17 protein-coding genes and 2 riboswitches are annotated in these 19,224 nt (G+C 34.7%); of the genes, 2 read left to right on the top strand and 15 right to left on the bottom strand.

Annotation, left to right across the window (positions count from 1 at the left end; all coding sequences use genetic code 11):
• Positions 1–59 precede the first annotated feature (59 nt).
• From Bccel_RS07200 to Bccel_RS07225, 7 genes are all read right to left on the bottom strand, one after another.
• Complete coding sequence (locus Bccel_RS07200) at positions 60–509, bottom strand: RrF2 family transcriptional regulator (protein WP_036942274.1); 450 nt, start codon at positions 507–509, stop codon at positions 60–62.
• Positions 510–618: 109 nt separating this feature from the next.
• Positions 619–795 (bottom strand): hypothetical protein, encoded by a 177-nt coding sequence (locus Bccel_RS30155; RefSeq protein WP_154673469.1) that lies wholly within the window; start codon positions 793–795, stop codon positions 619–621.
• A 69-nt stretch (positions 796–864) separates the two neighbouring features.
• Positions 865–2,196, bottom strand: a complete 1,332-nt coding sequence (locus Bccel_RS07205) for a replication-associated recombination protein A (protein WP_050754032.1) — start codon at positions 2,194–2,196, stop codon at positions 865–867.
• A 131-nt stretch (positions 2,197–2,327) separates the two neighbouring features.
• Positions 2,328–3,563 carry a serine hydroxymethyltransferase gene (locus tag Bccel_RS07210; RefSeq protein ID WP_036942278.1) on the bottom strand — a complete coding sequence of 412 codons (1,236 nt, stop codon included), beginning with the start codon at positions 3,561–3,563 and terminating at the stop codon, positions 2,328–2,330.
• A 126-nt stretch (positions 3,564–3,689) separates the two neighbouring features.
• A riboswitch (glycine riboswitch) is annotated at positions 3,690–3,773 on the bottom strand.
• Between the two features lie 3 nt (positions 3,774–3,776).
• Positions 3,777–3,888: riboswitch (glycine riboswitch) on the bottom strand.
• 371 nt (positions 3,889–4,259) lie between these two features.
• Positions 4,260–5,186 carry a hypothetical protein gene (locus tag Bccel_RS07215; RefSeq protein WP_036942281.1) on the bottom strand — a complete coding sequence of 309 codons (927 nt, stop codon included), beginning with the start codon at positions 5,184–5,186 and terminating at the stop codon, positions 4,260–4,262.
• 131 nt (positions 5,187–5,317) lie between these two features.
• The gene (locus Bccel_RS07220; protein ID WP_036942285.1) at positions 5,318–6,400 is read right to left on the bottom strand and encodes a SecDF P1 head subdomain-containing protein; all 1,083 of its coding nucleotides are present in this window, start codon (positions 6,398–6,400) and stop codon (positions 5,318–5,320) included.
• A gap of 1 nt (position 6,401) precedes the next feature.
• Positions 6,402–6,950, bottom strand: coding sequence for an RNA polymerase sigma factor (locus Bccel_RS07225; RefSeq protein ID WP_036942288.1), 549 nt, complete (start codon positions 6,948–6,950; stop codon positions 6,402–6,404).
• A gap of 227 nt (positions 6,951–7,177) precedes the next feature.
• Here Bccel_RS07225 and ylbJ point away from each other — a divergent pair, with 227 nt between their 5' ends.
• Positions 7,178–8,485, top strand: coding sequence for a sporulation integral membrane protein YlbJ (gene ylbJ / locus Bccel_RS07230; RefSeq protein ID WP_036942290.1), 1,308 nt, complete (start codon positions 7,178–7,180; stop codon positions 8,483–8,485).
• 23 nt (positions 8,486–8,508) lie between these two features.
• Here ylbJ and Bccel_RS07235 read toward each other — a convergent pair whose 3' ends face one another.
• From Bccel_RS07235 to Bccel_RS07270, 8 genes are all read right to left on the bottom strand, one after another.
• A complete protein-coding gene (locus Bccel_RS07235; RefSeq protein WP_036942293.1) occupies positions 8,509–9,702 on the bottom strand; it encodes a methyl-accepting chemotaxis protein in 1,194 nt (397 codons plus the stop codon).
• A gap of 166 nt (positions 9,703–9,868) precedes the next feature.
• Positions 9,869–11,650 carry a methyl-accepting chemotaxis protein gene (locus tag Bccel_RS07240; RefSeq protein WP_050753239.1) on the bottom strand — a complete coding sequence of 594 codons (1,782 nt, stop codon included), beginning with the start codon at positions 11,648–11,650 and terminating at the stop codon, positions 9,869–9,871.
• Positions 11,651–11,810: 160 nt separating this feature from the next.
• Complete coding sequence (locus tag Bccel_RS07245) at positions 11,811–12,161, bottom strand: PilZ domain-containing protein (protein WP_036942296.1); 351 nt, start codon at positions 12,159–12,161, stop codon at positions 11,811–11,813.
• 258 nt (positions 12,162–12,419) lie between these two features.
• On the bottom strand, positions 12,420–12,602 hold the full coding sequence (locus Bccel_RS07250) for a hypothetical protein (protein WP_036942300.1): 183 nt from the start codon (positions 12,600–12,602) through the stop codon (positions 12,420–12,422).
• Positions 12,603–12,963: 361 nt separating this feature from the next.
• The gene (locus tag Bccel_RS07255; RefSeq protein ID WP_036942302.1) at positions 12,964–13,575 is read right to left on the bottom strand and encodes a regulatory protein RecX; all 612 of its coding nucleotides are present in this window, start codon (positions 13,573–13,575) and stop codon (positions 12,964–12,966) included.
• Positions 13,576–13,751: 176 nt separating this feature from the next.
• A complete protein-coding gene (gene recA, locus Bccel_RS07260; RefSeq protein WP_036942304.1) occupies positions 13,752–14,795 on the bottom strand; it encodes a recombinase RecA in 1,044 nt (347 codons plus the stop codon).
• 158 nt (positions 14,796–14,953) lie between these two features.
• Positions 14,954–16,528: a murein biosynthesis integral membrane protein MurJ gene (gene murJ, locus Bccel_RS07265; protein ID WP_036942306.1), complete on the bottom strand. Its 1,575-nt coding sequence runs from the start codon at positions 16,526–16,528 to the stop codon at positions 14,954–14,956.
• A 53-nt stretch (positions 16,529–16,581) separates the two neighbouring features.
• Entirely contained in the window at positions 16,582–17,823 is a 1,242-nt protein-coding gene (locus Bccel_RS07270) for a competence/damage-inducible protein A (protein ID WP_036942478.1), read from the bottom strand.
• Between the two features lie 136 nt (positions 17,824–17,959).
• Between Bccel_RS07270 and Bccel_RS07275 the strand changes: the two genes are divergently transcribed.
• On the top strand, positions 17,960–18,910 hold the full coding sequence (locus Bccel_RS07275) for an L-lactate dehydrogenase (protein WP_036942308.1): 951 nt from the start codon (positions 17,960–17,962) through the stop codon (positions 18,908–18,910).
• Positions 18,911–19,224: the final 314 nt, after the last annotated feature.

Genomic DNA, 19,224 nt, shown 5'->3' on the forward strand with positions numbered 1-19,224 from the left:
TTCCCAAAATAAATGTTTATTAAACATATTGTAATCTTGATTTGCAATTTTTCACTTTATCAAATAAAGTACATTATATCGTCATTCTTGTTCAATCTGTGGTATTCATTAATGAGGTCCTGAAGTGAAATGGAATCAACTACCTGATTTACTCCATTCATCATCTTTTCCCATATCATTTTTGTAACACAGAAACCATACCTGTCACATGAAGAATCATTATCCTCACTTACACAGCTTACGGGTGCAAGAGAACCTTCTAATGCCCTTAAAACCGACCCCACCGATATTTTATCGGGAGAATCCGAAAGTATGTATCCCCCCTGTGCTCCCCTGACACTTTTTACAAGGCCAGCTTTCCGAAGGGATGCAAACAACTGCTCAAGATAATTTTCTGATAATTCCTGTCTCTCAGCTATACTTTTAAGAGAAATGTTACCTTCAGAGCTATGGAGTGCTAAATCAAGCATAGCCTTAACCCCATATCTTCCCTTTGTTGATAGCTTCATATTTCGCCCTCCAATTCCAAGTAAATTACTTGGATTTCTTGTAATTAGATTAGCACTTTGGATATAATTAGTCAATATATTTTTCAAATAATTTTTATACCTTAACTCCCTATTCTTCGCTATTCTTTTTTATACTGTTAAAATCTTTTCTTAGAATGAACCAATATAACAGAGCAACAACAGCATATATTGTAAGACTTTGAACCATATAAAGATGTATAAAAATTATGTTTATAAATAATAATACAAATCCAGCTAACAAAACCCAGGCAACAACTCTTTTCATCTTATATTCTCCTCCTTTTAAATTTTTTATTTATATAATAATGTAATCAATATTTAAGTACGACCCAAATCATTCCTTTTTTCTGTTTTTCCATCTGTCTAGCCATTCCTTGATCCTGGCTTCATATCCATTAGTTGTAGGCTCATAGTATACTGTGCCCTTCATTTCCTTAGGCAGATATTGCTGGTCTACAATATTGCCCTGATAGTCATGTGCATACTTGTACCCCTGCCCATATCCCAAATCCTTCATACCACCAGCCGGAGCATTTCTTAGATGCATGGGAACCTCACCTGTACGTTTGGTTGAAACATCACTTAATGCTTTCCCAATAGCTTTGTAGCTGGAATTTGACTTGGGGCTTGTGGCTACCATTACTGCAGCATGTGCCAGAATAATTCGTGCTTCAGGCATACCTATCATCCTTACTGCCTCTGCAGCCGCTACAGCCACCTGCAGAGCAGTAGGATTAGCCATTCCAACATCCTCTGATGCACATATTATTATTCTTCTTGCTAAAAAAACAGGGTCCTCTCCTGCATATATGGCCCTTGCAAGATAAAATACGGTAGCATCAGCGTCACTGCCTCTCATTGACTTGATAAACGCACTAATATTATCATAATGGCTTTCACCCGATTTATCGAATGTAATATGCTTTTTTTGCACACACTCTTCAATTGTAGCCAAACTGATATGAATTATTCCATTTTCGTCGAGTTCAGAAGTAAGAACAGCCAATTCTATGGCATTTAAAGCGGTTCTTGCATCACCGTTGCTTATTTGTGCCAAGTAATTAAGTGCATCTTCGTCCAATGTCACATCTAAGTTACCCAAGCCCCTCTCTTTATCCTTTAATGCATTTTGTATAATATTCTTAAGGTTTTCTTCCCCGAGAGGCTTTAGCATAAAAACCGAGGATCTGGAAATAAGAGCCTTATTAACCTCAAAAAAGGGGTTTTCAGTAGTTGCACCGATAAGAACGATGGTACCGTTTTCCACATATGGAAGTAAAGCGTCCTGCTGTGATTTATTAAATCTATGTATCTCGTCTACAAATAAAACAGTCTTTCCGGAAGGGTTTATTATGGGATTTTGTGTATCCTGGGCAATTCTCTTAATATCTGCAACGCCTGAAGTTACAGCATTTAGCTTCTCAAACCTGGACTTAGTTGTAGAAGCGATAATTCTCGCAAGAGAAGTTTTCCCAGTACCCGGAGGTCCGTACAGTATGATTGAAGATATTCTGTCCGCCTTAATCATCCTATAAAGAAGCTTTCCCTGTCCAACTATTTCCTCCTGCCCAAAAAACTCGTCAATTGTTCTTGGACACATCCTGTATGCAAGGGGTTCCTTTTTATCTCTTGAATTTTCTTTAGTATCTGCTTTTGAATTTTCCATTGACATATTTCCCCTCTCATTAAGGAAGTAATATTGAGTATTCCTTAATTCTTCTTAAAAATCCCCATATACGTTAACAAGACTCAGGACACTCCTCCCTGAGTCTTGAAATTTACTTTTATGGATATATTTTAATATAATGGATATTTGCCGCAAAGAGTATTAACTCTATTAACAACCTTCTCCTTTGAATTTTCAAAGTCTGTCAGAGTCATATGAATAAGTTCTGCAATCTCTTTCATATCCTCTTCCTTCATGCCCCTTGAAGTAACAGCAGGAGTACCTATTCTTATACCGCTTGTTATGAAAGGACTTTGTGTATCAAATGGTATACCGTTTTTATTTACTGTTATAAATACCTCATCAAGCATAAACTGTGCTTCCTTACCTGTAACATTTATATTCCTTAAATCTAAGAGCATAAGGTGATTGTCTGTTCCGCCTGAAACGATGTTAAGTCCTTTATTCATAAGGCTTTCTGCAAGAACCTTTGCATTTTTAACAACCTGATTCTGATAAGTCTTGAATTCCTCTGTCATTGCCTCTTTAAAGCTAACAGCCTTAGCAGCTATAACATGCATTAAAGGACCACCCTGAAGGCCTGGGAAAACTGCCTTGTCAATCATTTTTGCATATTCTTCCTTACAAAGGATCATACCTCCGCGAGGTCCCCTTAAAGTTTTATGAGTAGTAGTTGTAACAAAGTGTGCATATGGAACTGGATTCGGATGTATACCTGCAGCTATAAGCCCTGCTATATGAGCCATATCCACCATGAGGTATGCTCCAACTTCATCGGCGATTTCCCTGAATGCCTTAAAATCCAATTCTCTTGGATATGCACTAGCTCCTGAAACAATCAATTTAGGTTTGTTTTCCTTAGCAAGTTTTCTTAATTCTTCATAATCTATTCTAAAGTTGTCGTTTCTTACTCCATAAGGTACTATTTTGTAGTATTTACCTGATATATTAACAGGGCTTCCATGGCTCAAATGTCCTCCATGTGCAAGATTCATACCCAGCACAGTATCACCGGGCTCTAAAACTGCAAAGAAAACTGCCATGTTTGCTTGTGCTCCTGAATGAGGCTGCACGTTTGCGTGCTCTGCTCCGAATATTTCTTTAGCCCTATTGATTGCCAGCTTCTCAACTTCATCAACAAATTCACAGCCGCCGTAATATCTTTTTCCTGGATATCCTTCTGCATATTTATTGGTAAGCGGTGTTCCCATAGCCTGCATAACCGCACTGCTAACAAAATTCTCAGATGCAATAAGCTCTATCTTGTTCCTTTGGCGACCAACCTCGTCATTAATTGCCTTTGCAACTTCAGAGTCAATTTTTAAAACTTCATCAATATTGTACATAAAAATCCTCCTAAACATTTATAAGAACATATTTTATTTTCAAAAGATGCTATGATTTTAAAGCATTAAAAAAAGCCAAACCAGCATGATTTGACCTCTGAAATCAAGTATTTATTATACTTTTAACTCTGTCCTTTTGCCTGAGAGATTATATTCCCACATTATCTGTGGCGAACTTGCCCCTTCGGCGCCTTGACGGTCTCTCCAGAGGTGCGTCCTGTTATAGTCTTTTTACCTGAAAGTGCAGCTTCTTCGGTGTACCTCACTTATAACACTTTATATTAAAGTGCTCATCCTGTGGTGGTATCTCTCCCATAACACTCATCCGCTAATATTTAGTTAATTATTGCATTAAACCCCATAAAATGATTTTTTATTTGTTTAATGATCTTTAAACACTAACCACCATTAATTATAATAACAATTATAAAGCATGTCAATTAAATGACAAAATTTTTTTATCAGGCAAAAGCAAACAAGTTGCTATTAATAATTTAACCCATTTAGGAACTCTTTTATTTTTCAAAATAATTTCAATTACCAAATACTTCTAATATATATACTCTCCATATGGTAAATATTTCCGGCATATACTTTTTGAAAGTAAAAAGCTGCTACACTAATTTATTAGTGCAACAGCCCATGAAATATTAAGTTTTAAATAAAGCTCGCCGAAAATACATCTTTTACAATTAATTATTCATTATCCTTTACAGTTGAGAAATAGGTATCAAAATCCTTTACCATTCCACCGAATTGCAATAATACTTGCCTCAACTGGGTATATTCCCATTTTGAAATCTTATGGGCATATTTTTCTATATACCCCCTTATTGCAGGCAGTGCTCTTCTATCTCCATAAACGCCTAAAGCATTTGCTTCAATAAACTTATATTCGCTTTCTTTAAAGTATTTTTTTAAAATATTGTAATAATAATCAGATTTGTTATTTGCTCCGATCCTTGCGAGACTAACCAGCAGGAACCTGTAAATCTGTCCTTTTTTATCACTGCTGTCTATAGTACTAATAATCCTTTCAACAGCCGGCTCACCAATTGCTTGTACCGCATTCATAACTGTAGTCAATGTGTTTGCATCAGTCTTTTGGTTTTCCATTTGTGATATTATCTTAAATAAAGGATCTATTAATTTTTCGTTTGCAATTATCTCTGCTGCATGAATTATAGCTTTTTGCCCATATTTAATACATTTTTGCTCATCGAGTTCAATAGCATTCAGCATTGAAACCAAGTCATCCAAAAACTTGTCCCCATTATCCTTTAAATGCTTTGCAAGACCATTAGGTATAATGCTGGAGTTTTCTACTTCAAAAGCGGTAATTAAATCTATTATATCGGATATGGCATTTAATGAAGCAAAATATTCAAGAGGTGTCATTCCACCTATTTCATCACAACTGATATTCTCCCAGGCATTCATAACATCATAGGATTGAATAACAGCATCAGACACTAATTTTGTATATGCTTCATCATAAGTATTATTTTTTATTGAAGCTTGAAGATACTCCTGATTTTCCTCCTGAAATTTTTTCGCGTGTTTCTTTAATTCACCGGACAAACTCTCAGATACAAATTTATGTTTCTTGTTAGTAACTATCATTCCTACACCCCATTAATAAAGTTTAGTAATTCCAAATTAATTTTTATTATAACATATATGTACTAAAAGTGCTATTAGTCTATAAATAGAATGGAGAATAAGAATAACCGATTTTAGTTATCTTTAATTTATCACTGAGGAAATGGCTTAATATTTTTAAATTCTACCATATCAAGATTTACTTCCAATTTATCTGAATCAAACATAGCAATTAAAGTTTTAAATTCTTTTTTGTCCCAGTTACCATTTAATGAGATATTTCCATTCACTATCTGTGCAACAACCATAGGTGATATGATAATCTTATTGTCCATATATACCGCTATTGGTTTTCCAATAAGCCTGCCTGTTGCATCACTAAACCTTCTGGCTCCTTCATCCTTTAAACTAATGCTAATAGTCTTACTCCCACTTACCTGGTCATATCCTTCTACAGCATCTTTAATATCATTATTGCTGATAACTATTTTACCAGTAGGAAGAAATCCGCCATTTTTATCTCTTTTGCTTTCATCAACCTCCTGAAATGTTAATTCACCTGTTTTTATAATTTCTCTTATGCTGTTTTCCAGATTGTTATCCTTCTCAATACCTGTGCAGAGTGCTTTTATGCTTAAAATTTCCTTATCCTTGTCATAATTCATTTCATTCTCTGCTAATCCTATGCTCTCAAACCTCTCTTTGAGAATGCTTATTGTCTGGTTAATTAGGTCCTCTTTTGGTATTACTTGATCCTTCCCCTTTATTAAAAGCTTAAATTCAATTCCGCCTTTTGCTTTTATGTTTTCTAATATTTCTGCATTTGTCATATATTCCTGCGATAAAGGAGCAGACATATTGTCATTATTATTGAAAAAATCTCCTATTTGTACTCTATAGTTAAACGACAATATCGTAATTAGACAAATCACAATAACGGCAACTGCAGGTCTTAGTATTTTAGTATGTCCGTTTATTTTACCTGAGATTTTATAAAACCATTTTTTCTTACTTATGTATTTATTTTTATCTAATTTATCTTCAATTTTTTTATATACATCAACTTTAACTTTTTCATCTCTGGTCAAGCACCTACCTGTCAGTACCTGTGAGCTATAATAAGCCCTACATTCCTCACATGACTCTAAATGTTTTTCTATTGCAGTATAACTATCTGTAGAGATATTTCCTTCAAGAAAATTATTTAAGTCCTCAAATGAATATTGGCATTTCATACTAGCCACCCCTCTTTCTTAGCTCTTCATAAATTTTCTGGCGGGCTCTGTTTACCCTTATTTTTGCATTTACTGATGAAATTCCTAATATATTACCTATCTCTTCATATGTAAAGCCCTGAACGCATTTGAGAACTAGGGACACTCTATAATCCTGCTTTAAACCGCATATTATTTTATTCACTTCTTCATAAAGCTCTTTTGATTCATAATTTAGTTCAAGTGAACTGTCATGTTTAGCATAGCAAATATTAAAATCACCACAATACTCTATGAAACTACTTTTTTTCTTCCTTTTGTAAAAATCTTTAAAAGAATTAACAGCAATTTTATGCATCCACGTTGATAAACTCCATTTAACATTGTATCTATTAATATAGTTGTATACCCTAATAAACACATCCTGTAAGATTTCTTCAGCATCTTCCCTGCAGAATGTCAAACCTAAAAGAAACCTATATAGCCTGTCTTGATACTTGTTAACAATAATAGAAAAGGAATCCATATCCCCATCCATCACATTTTTTACAAGCAGCTTTTCTTCTTCCAAATAGCAATCACACCCTTCTATAACTAATTATACTTTAATTTTATTCCGGAATAATTGTAACTCATATGTTAATACATATTCAAAAACAAAATGGTTACAGTAAAATTTCATTTATTTTTAATATTTTAACTAATCCTTATGATATTATAGAAAAATTACCTGAATAATGTATTTTTTGAAATGCCCTTAATAAAATACTAGAGGATACTTTTTAATAAGGAAACACTATGACAACAATTATATTCATTATAACGGTTCTTTTATTTATATTATTGCTTTTTTACAAACCAATCAGAATAAAATACACAAAGCCTCTTGCATTGCCACTGTTTTGCATCATATTTATATTGGCTATTGTGATTTACCCAAAAACTTCTGTCTCATCAGCTTTAAAAGGTATAAACATATGCTTAAACATAGTATTTCCTTCACTATTTCCTTTTTTAGCAGCATCGGAACTTTTGAACAGAACAAGCTTTATCAAGGCAGCAGGAATTCTTTTAGAACCAATCATGCGACCGCTTTTTAATGTGCCTGGCTGCGGTTCTTTCGCCGTTGCTATGGGCATAACAAGCGGCTATCCTGTAGGTGCAAAGATAACTGTAGACCTTAGAAATTCAGGTCAAATCTCAAAACTAGAAGGTGAAAGACTTTTAGCATTTACAAATAATTCAGGCCCACTGTTTATCGTGGGTGCAGTTGCTACAGGCATGTATGCCATGCCGCGACTGGGCTTTTTTCTACTTTTATGCCACATCCTGTCGGGGATAACCGTCGGGCTTTTATTCAAGTATTACTCTTTTGGGGAAATAAAATCAGCAAAATATTATCAAAAAAGCACAAACAAAAAGTCCATGAATTTAAAAAATAATCTGGACCGTTTTAAAACCGAACTATTTAAAAATAAGAATTCCCATGGATCTTTAGGAATATTATTTGGAGATGCAATAAGAAACTCTGTTATGATTTTATTATCAATTGGCGGGTTTATAACATTTTTCTCTGTTCTTATCAATTTACTTATAGAAACAGGTATTATAAATATAGTTTCAATCCCTCTAACTTATATACTATCTTTTGTAGGATTGACCAAAGAAGCAGTGTATTCTTTGGTATGCGGCTTTTTTGAGATAACCACGGGATCAAATATGATGGCCAATACAGAAAACATCCCTTTTTCTTTAAAGCTTGCCTTATCCAGTATGATAATAGGATGGGCAGGCCTGTCTGTTCACTCACAGGTATTAGGAATAGTATCCCAATCCGATCTAAGCATAAAACCTTATCTTGCAGGAAAATCGCTTCACGGCCTTATTGCCGCCATATATACTTTTATAATATATAAATTGGCCGGAAGCTTTTTGAATTTTGAAAACGAAGTTATTGCTTCATTTGAAAGAATACTGCAATTAAACTGGCTTGACTCATTTCTGTATTCCTTCAGGACTATGATTTGTGTAATTATTTGTATTATTTTTATATCCAGCCTGTTGAAACTCCTGCATTTCATTTATACATTACGAAAAGAAACCTAAATACCCTTAGTATATTTTAGTCATTACTTATCATATATTTTTTTTAACTCGTCTCCAAGTCTTTCGAGCTCTTTAAAGGAGCCATCGATTAAATTTAATATTCCATTCTGATTCTCTATTGAAGCTAATACTTCCTGTGTTGATGCGGCACTCTGCTCGGATATGCTGGCAACAGACTCGATCCTGTTATACATCATTCCGAACCCGCTTCTTACGCTGTCAAAACTCATCCCCGCATTAAAAATTTCCTTCTGTGAATTTTCTGCATCTTTTCTATAGGACTCAAAATACCCTTTTATATCTTCAATTATCTTATTACCTTCACCAACTGCTTGAAATCCCTTTTCAGCTTCGGTATAAGCAGTTGAAATCTTTCCGCTCATATTTTCAAGTTTAGAGGCTATCTCTTTTGCTGCATTATCACTCTGTATGGCTAGTTTCCTTATCTCATCGGCTACAACAGCAAAGCCCCGACCGCTTTCACCTGCCCTTGCAGCCTCAATAGCAGCATTTAACGCAAGAAGATTTGTTTGATCCGCTATACCGCTTATCAATTCCAAAAATCCAGTAATATCCTTCATACTGTCCCTTAGTATACTTACTGCTGATAAAGATTCTGATACGGCAGAATTCAAAGTATGCATTTTTGAATACATCATCTCTATTTTAGAAATTCCGCTTTCAACTCTTGCAAGCATACCGTCTGAGATGCTGTTTATGTTTTGGGATGCTGCACCTGCTTGATTTACATTTTCAGAAACATCCACCGCTTTATACATTATTTTGCTTATATCATCTGCTTGCTGCTGTATTCCTTTTGCCATTTCATGCATAGCTCTCTCAATATTATTACCGGCTTCTATCAAGCTATGTATACCATCCTTTGAGTTATTTATTTTGCCGAATAGTTCCTTAATGCTGCTTTCCATAATGACTGGAGTGTCTCTCATTTCATTTACAGAAGCTTTTGATTCATCTTCTTTTACCGCTGCATTTCTCCCCATTCTGGACAGAAGGTATAGTACTGCAGCGATAAGATTAAAAAACAGTAATACAGCTAGAAATTTACCAAAGTTACTGCCAGTCAGGTTTTTGGAAACAAAAATATACTCCAACACCAAAAACATATTAGCAGCTACTATATTAATTAGGACGTTTTTATTTGCAAAAAATGCAAATTTATCTGCCTTTTTTTCCCTTTTTCTGCTTTCTATCATGACAGCACCTCCATGGTATTAACCATCTAAAACATTATCGTCAAATTTTTTAAAAGTATTAATAAAATATATATATTTTGAAAAATTCCTCAGACATAAATAAAAGCAGGCCATATTTGTAACCTGCTTATATCTTCTTACTCAAAGCTAGATTAAAAGTTATTAATCACACATTTATTTTAAACTTTGAAATAGCTTGCACAAGGCTGTCACTGCCTTCTTTAACACTTTCAGCGGCTTCAGCCACTGTATTTGATTTCATAAGCACAGTACCAATATTTCTAGCTATGTTTGTTGTTCCTTCTGCCCCCTGGTTTGTGGCTGCGGTAACTTCATCAATAGCCTTCATCATGCTCTGAACTGAGGATAAAAGCTCTTCTGAGGTGGCACTAAAATCCGTAAGCATATCGCTAACACTGAAGGCATCGTTGTTATATTGAACAGCAGCCTCCATCATTGAATCATAGTCTTCCTTGACATTTTCAGATACAAAGGCCAATAACCTTCCGGAACTTGCAGATAAGTTTAAAACCGATTTTTTAACCACATCAATCATTGCTTGTATTTCAACCACTGTATTTTTAGAGTCTTCAGCCAACTTTCTGATCTCTTCTGCCACCACTGCAAAGCCTTTTCCCGTCTCTCCTGCTCTCGCTGCTTCAATTGCGGCGTTAAGAGCTAAAAGATTTGTTTGAGCAGATATTTCCAGAATTGCATCGGATAATACGGTGATTTTTTCAACAGAGTTGGATTCATCAATTGCTCGTTTAAGCAAATCCTTTTCCTTTTGTAAAATCTCTATTGCATTTTCCTGAGATGCAGAAAAATTAACTTTGAGTTTTTCTGCTCTTTTTCTAATTTCATTAGATATTAATGTGCCGTCTTGAGCTTTATTTGTTATCTGACTAATAGAGTTTTCAATCTCCTGTGAAGTTGCATTCATTTCCTGTGTAGAAGCTGCTGTTTGCTCCATTCCTGCCGATATTTCCTGTGTTGTTCCTGCTACTTCTTCTATTCTTTCCTTAAGTAAATTAATTTCATCGTTAACCTTCATAACAGTCTCAGCTGAATTCTTTGACTTAGTCACCACCTCAGCCAACATGCTTCCTAGTTCACGAACCATATTATCCAGAGATTTTAGTATCATACCGCTCTCATCCTTCAAGGACAAGTATTTTTTGGGTATTTGCACAGTAAAATCTCCCTTTGATACTACATCAATCAATTGTGCAGAAACCTCTATGGGCTTTGAAATCCTTTTTCCTATAAAATACGACATTATGAAAATCAACAAACCAGTTAGAATTCCCATAAATGCTATTATCATGATTCTTGATTTCACCTGCTTTTTTAGCAAGGCAGATTCATTATTGATTAATGTATTAATATCATCAATGTAATTGCCAGTACCAAGGACCCATCCAAATGGCTTAAATTCCATGGAATAAGCTCTTTTAGGCAACGGAACATTCTCACCTTTTTTAGGAAAGTAATAGTCTGTAAAGCCTCCTCCATCCTTTTGAGCTTTCTCTATTATTTCCTTTATAAAATACTTACCTTTTGAATCCTGAAGATTCATTCTGTTTTTCCCTTCAGATTCGCTGCCATATAATACAACATTTGTTCCTTCAACAGTATCCACCCAGAAATAGCCATCGTTACCATACCTTATTTCCCTAACAATTTGTTCAGCTGATTTCTTTGCTTCGTTAATACTTTTTCCCTCTTTTTGAGCAACATCAAGGTGTTTGTCAAGCATACTTATAACATTCTGGACCTGGGTCTTAACAATTTGATCATAATCCTTCTTCATATTTTTTTCCAGTTGTCCCAAAAAGGCTTTTTGACCCATATACATTGATATAGCAGATATGGTTCCAAATATCAATATTATGGTCAGTGTAGTAAAAACACTAAATATAATAATCCTGCTGCTTATCTTTTTCAAATTAACACCCTCTTATCACATATTAGGAATGGCTAGTAAATAACTTACGATTCTCATCGTCCACCCCCCGTTAAATCGTCGGAATTTTGTCCTCTAAAATTAGGAAGTTATTTCTAAAGCATTCCTTAGTCGCTGACGGAAAAGAATAGTGAATGGCTTTTTATGTAATATTTTTGTCACCTAGCAATATGTTATGGATGTATAAAGAATTGTCTTCGTCGTTAGATGATTTTTCAAATCTCACACCATATTCACAAACACCCTCATCTAATTGAGAATACATGCTCCACATAATGTCGCATTTTACAAAATAGCTCCCTATAACTTTAACAAATGGTCTTGGCAGTTCTAAATACAAGCTGTCACAAGGATAGTAATTATTACACTTAATCATAGCACCGCTTCCTGAAATGTTCACAAGACTCGCTTTTTCCCAATCAGATTCATTATCAGATATTAAAATTGGATAATCAAACATACTATACCTTATATTCTTTCGTCTTTCACCCATATTTTATCACCCACAATTCATATTTTTTACCAATTGTTTAGTCTGTTATTATTTTCGTATAATTCATTAAATTACTTAACGATTTATATAAATTTTTATGGATTAATTTTATGAAATGTCAAAATAAGATTAAAGCTTTAAAAAAAGACATTAAAAAAGTATAAAAATTTAACCTGTTAATTAATTGGTAAAATAATTAACAGGTCATTATCAATCGTTTTTATAGATAACGCAATGTCCATTTTAACATTGATAACATTACGGTATGTTTTCAAATTGTTTCTCCTGATGGTTCTTGCCTGCACCTTCAGCTAAAAATTGGTTGTACTTAAAAAAATTGTCGTAACCACTTATCTTTTCTGTACCCTTTTTCAATCTTAAGAGAACGTCTTTGTCATTTTGGGTTAGCCTTACATACTTACTTTTTTTAGGTTTAATCATTTTCACACCTGCTTTTAATTATACTTTTATTCATTTCTTAATTGCCGTGTCTCACAAATTAAGTTATTTTTTGATCAGTACTAAAAGGAATTAATATCAAATCTCACCTCCAATCAGTAATTAATGCACATGTATTTAATATTATATAAAATTGAATACATATGTATTACTTTATAAAAGCAAAAAACTAACTGCTTTTATAGTATGTGAAGTTAAGAAAATTTCTATTATTATTTTGTTATATCTATATTAAAAGTGTTATTAAGATTACATTTTTTAAAGGAAAGTTTTATGAAGCGTAATATATTTTTTGAAGTGCCCTTAATGAAATGCATGGTATTAGCAATATTTTAATTATCCCTTATTTACTTTCCTGAAAATTCTTCAGAACACTTTCAATTACACTGGAACTATAGCCCCTATGTCTTAAAAAATAATACACCTTTTTGACAATCTTGTCGTCATTAAGATCATATTTGCCGAATTTTTTTCTAACCAGACCTTCTGCAACAGCACTTTCATCTATATCCATTTTATCTAAAACTTCACAAATGATAGAGTCTGATATACCTTTATTCTTGAGCTCAAACTTTAGCATTTTTAAAGATTTAGGCTTTAGTTTACACCTGTCATGTATAAACTTACTGGCATACAGCAAATCATTGATATACCCCATTGCTTTCATTTCTTCTATGGCTTTTAAAACCGTGTCCTCATCAAAGCCTTCATCATTAAGACGATTTAATATTTCCTTCTCGCTTCTTAATTTCAGTGATACAAACCTAATTGCAACGGACTTGGCATTTCTATAATTTATTTGATGATTTATATAATCAAATTCTTCTTTTGTTATCTCAGTCTTCTCATAAAGGTTTGACCTCAAATATTCCTCTTCAGAAATCACCAAAGAATATTTTCCGTCAATATTCAATACAACATTGTCTTTATTTTTTTTAACATCAGTTATAATCATCAGCTTACCTGTATAGGAATGATTAAAAAACTATAAAATTAATATTTAATCATTCTCTACTTCTCCTTAGACGTCTTTATAAACTATTAATATGTAAAAATGGGACTTACGTTAGGGTAAGCCCCATTAATCACTTTTCATGAAATTCAGTTTAAATTCCATAATAATGTAAAGATTTATACATCATCTTCAAACATTTCATCATCAGTTTCTATATGATTTTCTACATTTTTGCTCACTGTTATGCTTAAGCTTTCTCTTATCTTTGCTTCTATTTCATTTAAAAGTTCCTTGTTTTCCTTCAGGAACTGCTTAGCATTTTCCCTGCCCTGTCCTATTCTTTGTCCATTGTAAGAAAACCAGGCTCCGCTCTTGTTAACAATATCCAAGTTAACTCCAACATCAAGAATATTACCTTCTTTTGATATACCTTCTCCATAAACTATGTCAAACTCAGCTTCCTTAAATGGCGGTGCAACCTTATTCTTAACAACCTTTACCCTGGTTCTGTTTCCTACCATCTCACTGCCTTGTTTTATAGTTTCAATTTTCCTTACATCCAATCTGACCGACGCATAGAATTTTAAAGCTCTACCGCCAGGGGTTGTTTCCGGGTTTCCAAACATTATACCAACTTTTTCTCTCAACTGGTTTATAAAAATCGCCGTAGTCTTGGACTTGCTTATAACACCAGCAAGCTTTCTAAGTGCCTGAGACATAAGTCTTGCCTGCAATCCTACATGGGCATCTCCCATCTCACCGTCAATTTCGGCTTTTGGAACCAACGCAGCAACAGAGTCAATAACTATAACATCAATAGCTCCGCTTCTTACAAGTGCTTCAGCTATTTCCAAAGCTTGTTCACCTGTATCTGGCTGGGATACAATAAGATTATCTATATCAACACCTAATTTTTTTGCATAAACCGGGTCCAGGGCATGTTCAGCGTCTATAAAAGCAGCTTCTCCGCCAGCTTTTTGTGCCTCTGCAACAATATGAAGTGCAACAGTTGTTTTACCAGATGACTCAGGTCCATATACCTCAACAATTCTTCCACGTGGAACTCCACCAACACCTAAAGCTATATCGAGTCCCAATGCACCCGTCGGTATAACTTCCACACTCAAATGGGAATTCTCACCCAATTTCATAACAGCACCCTTGCCGAACTGCTTTTCTATCTGACCCAATGCCATCTCCAAAGCTTTTTTCTTATCCATTAATTATTCCTCCTTGCAGAACATGTCGAACATCCGTTCTGATTTTATTATATACCATTATTTAAAATGAGTCAACAAATATTGTTTTTTATGTCTAGAAAATTATGGTGTATGCTGGACAACATTTTCTCTCAACAACTTCTTTGATATCTTTCAAGCTAGTATTTAAAAACCTTCTTAGCCTTTATTTTGATAGAATTTACAGCATTCTGTGCCTCATCAATCTTCAACATTAATGCTGCTGTAAAATAAATTATTGCTCCAATAATTACATAAATAGCCAGGATTACGAACTGAATAATCTTGGAATAGTTAGAAAACTCTATAACGCTATTAACTGCATAAAGAACTGCACCCATTAGAAGTGCTGAAGGAATAACCTTTAATATAAAGAGTATTATTTTATCAATGTATATTCCTTTCATCTTTCTGTTTAAAGTCAGCATCAACAAAATTGCATTTACGGTACTTGCAACTGAATAAGCAAGTGCCATTCCCGCAACCCCCATTGATGTGTGCCTTAAAACATAGCTTAACACGATGTTTAACAAAATAGTTGAAATTCCTATAAAAAGAGGTGTCTTGGCATCATTATCCGCATAAAAAGCCCTGTTTAAAATGGTTACCACAGATTGTGTTATTAGTGCTATGGAAAAAAACATCAGAATATTACCCGCATTCATTGCTGCAAAATCGCTGAACTTTTTGGACAGCTTAAATATAGAAATAACAGGGTCCTTCAACACCACAAAGGCGATTGCAGATGGTACCGTCAGAAACAGAACCGTTTTTAACCCCTTTAATAGTGTGTTCTTGTACTGAGCTATTTCTCCTATTGCCAAATTTGCCGATAACATAGGCAGCATGGCTATTCCCATACCCTGAGCAAAAACGCCATATGGCATCTGCCATATCCTATCTGCTGTCTGAAATGCAGTAACATTACCTGTACCAAAAAAGGGAACAAAGAAAGTTGTTATTATGATATTAATCTGAACAATTGAAGATGAAGCCAAAGATGGTACTGCCAAAGCAAACATCTTTTTAAAGCCGACATGCTTCCAGAAAAATGACAACTTGTAAAATTTAAAATTTTTGAATCCAAAGGCAAACTGGTATAAAAAGTATATTATAGAACTTGCCATCACTCCAACTGCCACAGCTTCTACGCCAAACCTTGAAAGCAAAAGTATGCTTAGTGCACTGCCTATATTATAAATTGAAGGTCCATATGCAGCGGCTGCAAACTTGTTGTATGAGTTTAAAATTCCATTTGTAATGCCTGCAAGCATCAAAAATGCTACTGAAGGAAAAAGTATTCTTGTAAGCCTTACTGCTAACCCTAATGACTTTAAGTTCATATTGAAAACATCATTGGAAAAACTTACGATCTGTGGGGCAAATATAACACCTAAAGCACAGGTAAAAATCATGGCTATAAATACTATATTTAAGAAAGTGCTTACCGCCTTCCAGCCTTCCTCTTCTTCATCCCTCGCAAGGTAGCCAGATAAAACCGGAATCAATGCTGCGGCTATTGCACCTCCCACCAGCAGATCGTACATCAGCCCTGTAATTCTGAAGGCTATAACATATGCATCTCCAACCTCATTGGTTCCAAGAATATTAGGAATAAGAATCTCCCTTAAGAACCCGGTTATCCTGCTTAATACAATAGACATCATAACTATGAGGGCAGTTTTGGTTAATTTTTTCTTTTGTACAGGACTCAACTCAATATCCTCCCAAACTGTATAAAAAGTAATAATAATAATTATTCATTATTTCACTTATAGTTTTTCAAAATGTACCGCCTTATCATATCAAGTGCATTTAAAACAGTGTTATTCCTGATTCTGTTCCTATCTCCCCAAAGATTTAACTCGGTGCATGCAACATCATTCTCATCAGCCAATGCGACATAAACAAGCCCAATCGGCTTATTTTCTGTAGCACCACCCGGTCCTGCTATACCGGTTACAGACACCCCAAGCTTGGTATTCATTTGTTTTCTTATATTTACCGCCATTTCTTTTGCAGTTGAACTACTCACAGCACCGTGGGTATTAAGGGTATCCTCACTAACACCAAGGCACCCTGCCTTAATCTCATTACTGTATGTAACCATACTACCTGAAAAAACAGCTGATATTCCAGGAATCTCGGTAATTCTAGAAGACAAAAGGCCTCCTGTACATGATTCCGCAAAAGAAATTGATATGTTGTTTTTTATAAGGAGCTTACCTGTAACCTCTTCCAAATTTTCATTATCAATTGAATAAACAGCATCCCCAAGCCTGTTTCTTATTTCATCAATTACAGGCTTTATAAGCTCCTCCCCTTCCCTGCCATTATTGCATCTTGCCGTAATCCTCAATGTGACCTCTCCATCCTTGGCATACGGTGCGATTGTAGGATTGCTCTGTCCATCTATAAGGTCGATGATCTTCTCCTCCATAGCCGATTCACCTATTCCGAATATCCTTAGGAATCTTGATACTATTTTAAAGCTTGCTTTTTTTGAGAAATAACCAATAACCGTTTCATCAAACATGGGCTTCATTTCCTTTGGTGGACCAGGCAACATTATAACCACCTTTTTTCCATCCTCAATAATACATCCGGGTGCTGTGCCGTTATTATTTTCAATAATCAGTGAACCTTCAGGCAAAAATGCTTGTTTTTTGTTATTTTCCGTCATAGTCCTGTTTAGTTTATTAAAGAATGCCTCAATCTTTTGGAGGCTCTCCTGGTGCAATACCAGCTTTCTTCCAAAAAACTCGGCTATTGTCTCCTTGGTAAGGTCATCCTTTGTTGGTCCGAGTCCACCTGTCATAATAACAACATCCGCACGTTTCAAGGCCAATTCCAGACAATCTTTAAGCCTTGAGGGATTATCTCCCACCACTGTATGATAATAAACCCCAATTCCCACTTCCGGAAGCCTTGCAGATATATGCTGTGCATTGGTATTGGCAATCTGGCCCATAAGCAGCTCTGTTCCGACTGCAAGTATTTCAGCTTTTATAAATTCATCCATTGTTTAGTCCTCGCATTATCATAATATTTACTCTATGCTAATTATAGCCAAAACGATTTAAAAACTCAAACCCTGTTTAAAAACATTATGGGGAGGTATACTATCAGTGATGGAGGTGATGTTTATGAATAAAGAAAGAATTGTGAAAGTGGCTGTCGTAGGGGCCGGCTTTGTAGGATCAACCACAGCATATACCTTGATGGTAAGCGGACTTGTTTCCGAGATTGTTTTAATCGATATAAACAAAGAAAAAGCTTTGGGAGAAGTTATGGATATGAATCACGGTATGCCCTTTGTAAGGCCTGTCGACATGTATAATGGGGATTACAAGGATTGTACAGGAGCTGATATTGTTATCCTCACTGCAGGTGCAAATCAGAAACCAGGTGAAACAAGGATTGATCTTGTTAAGAAGAACACTGAAATATTCAAGGGCATAATAGAACAGATATTAAAATATAATACCGATTGTATAATACTTGTTGTCACAAATCCTGTTGATATCCTTACTTATGTAACCTATAAGCTTTCCGGTTTTCCCAAAAACAGAATTATCGGCTCGGGAACAGTGCTTGATACCTCCAGATTCAGATATCTTATCGGACAAAAGGTAGACATTGATCCTAGAAACGTTCACGCTTACATAATAGGAGAACATGGAGATACCGAAGTTCCTACATGGAGCCTTGCAAACATTGCAGGGATCCCAATAGATAAATATTGTCAAAGCCTCGAAAGGTGCCTAGATGAGGCTGCAAGAGAAGAAATTTTCCAAAATGTTAAAAATGCTGCATATCATATAATAGATAAAAAAGGTGCCACCTATTATGCAGTAGCATTAGCAGTAAGGCGTATTGTAGAAGCTATAGTGAGGAATGAAAACTCAATTCTTACTGTATCAAGCCTGATCGAGGGACACTATGGAATTAACAATATAGCCCTAAGTCTACCGTCGTTGGTAAACAGGCAGGGAATCATTAATGTTCTTGATGTACCGATTAGTGATAAAGAATTGATGCTGCTCTCAAAATCTGCCGGTGCTTTAAAGGAAGCCGCCGCTACATTGGGGTTTTGATAGTGGAAGTTATTTTTGATCACAACTTTATATGTTGCTTAAGAAATTTTTATAGAGTAAATACAGTTGAGTTGTCTGTATTTACTTTATAAAAATAAATTTTTCGCAACATAAGTGCCAAATAGAATGTTACGCAATATTTAAAAATTTAAATGATTTTTTCAAATCATAAAGGAAATTGCGATATCTTGCACACAATTTTCCAAAACAATTATACTTTTACTACATTTGTGTAAATCTTTGTCACATTTTTTAATTCTGGCCGTTTTATTATTTTTTCTCTTCAATATCTCATTATTTTATAATATAATATT

This window comes from Pseudobacteroides cellulosolvens ATCC 35603 = DSM 2933 (assembly GCF_001262605.1).
Classification (GTDB): Bacteria; Bacillota; Clostridia; order Acetivibrionales; family DSM-2933; genus Pseudobacteroides; species Pseudobacteroides cellulosolvens.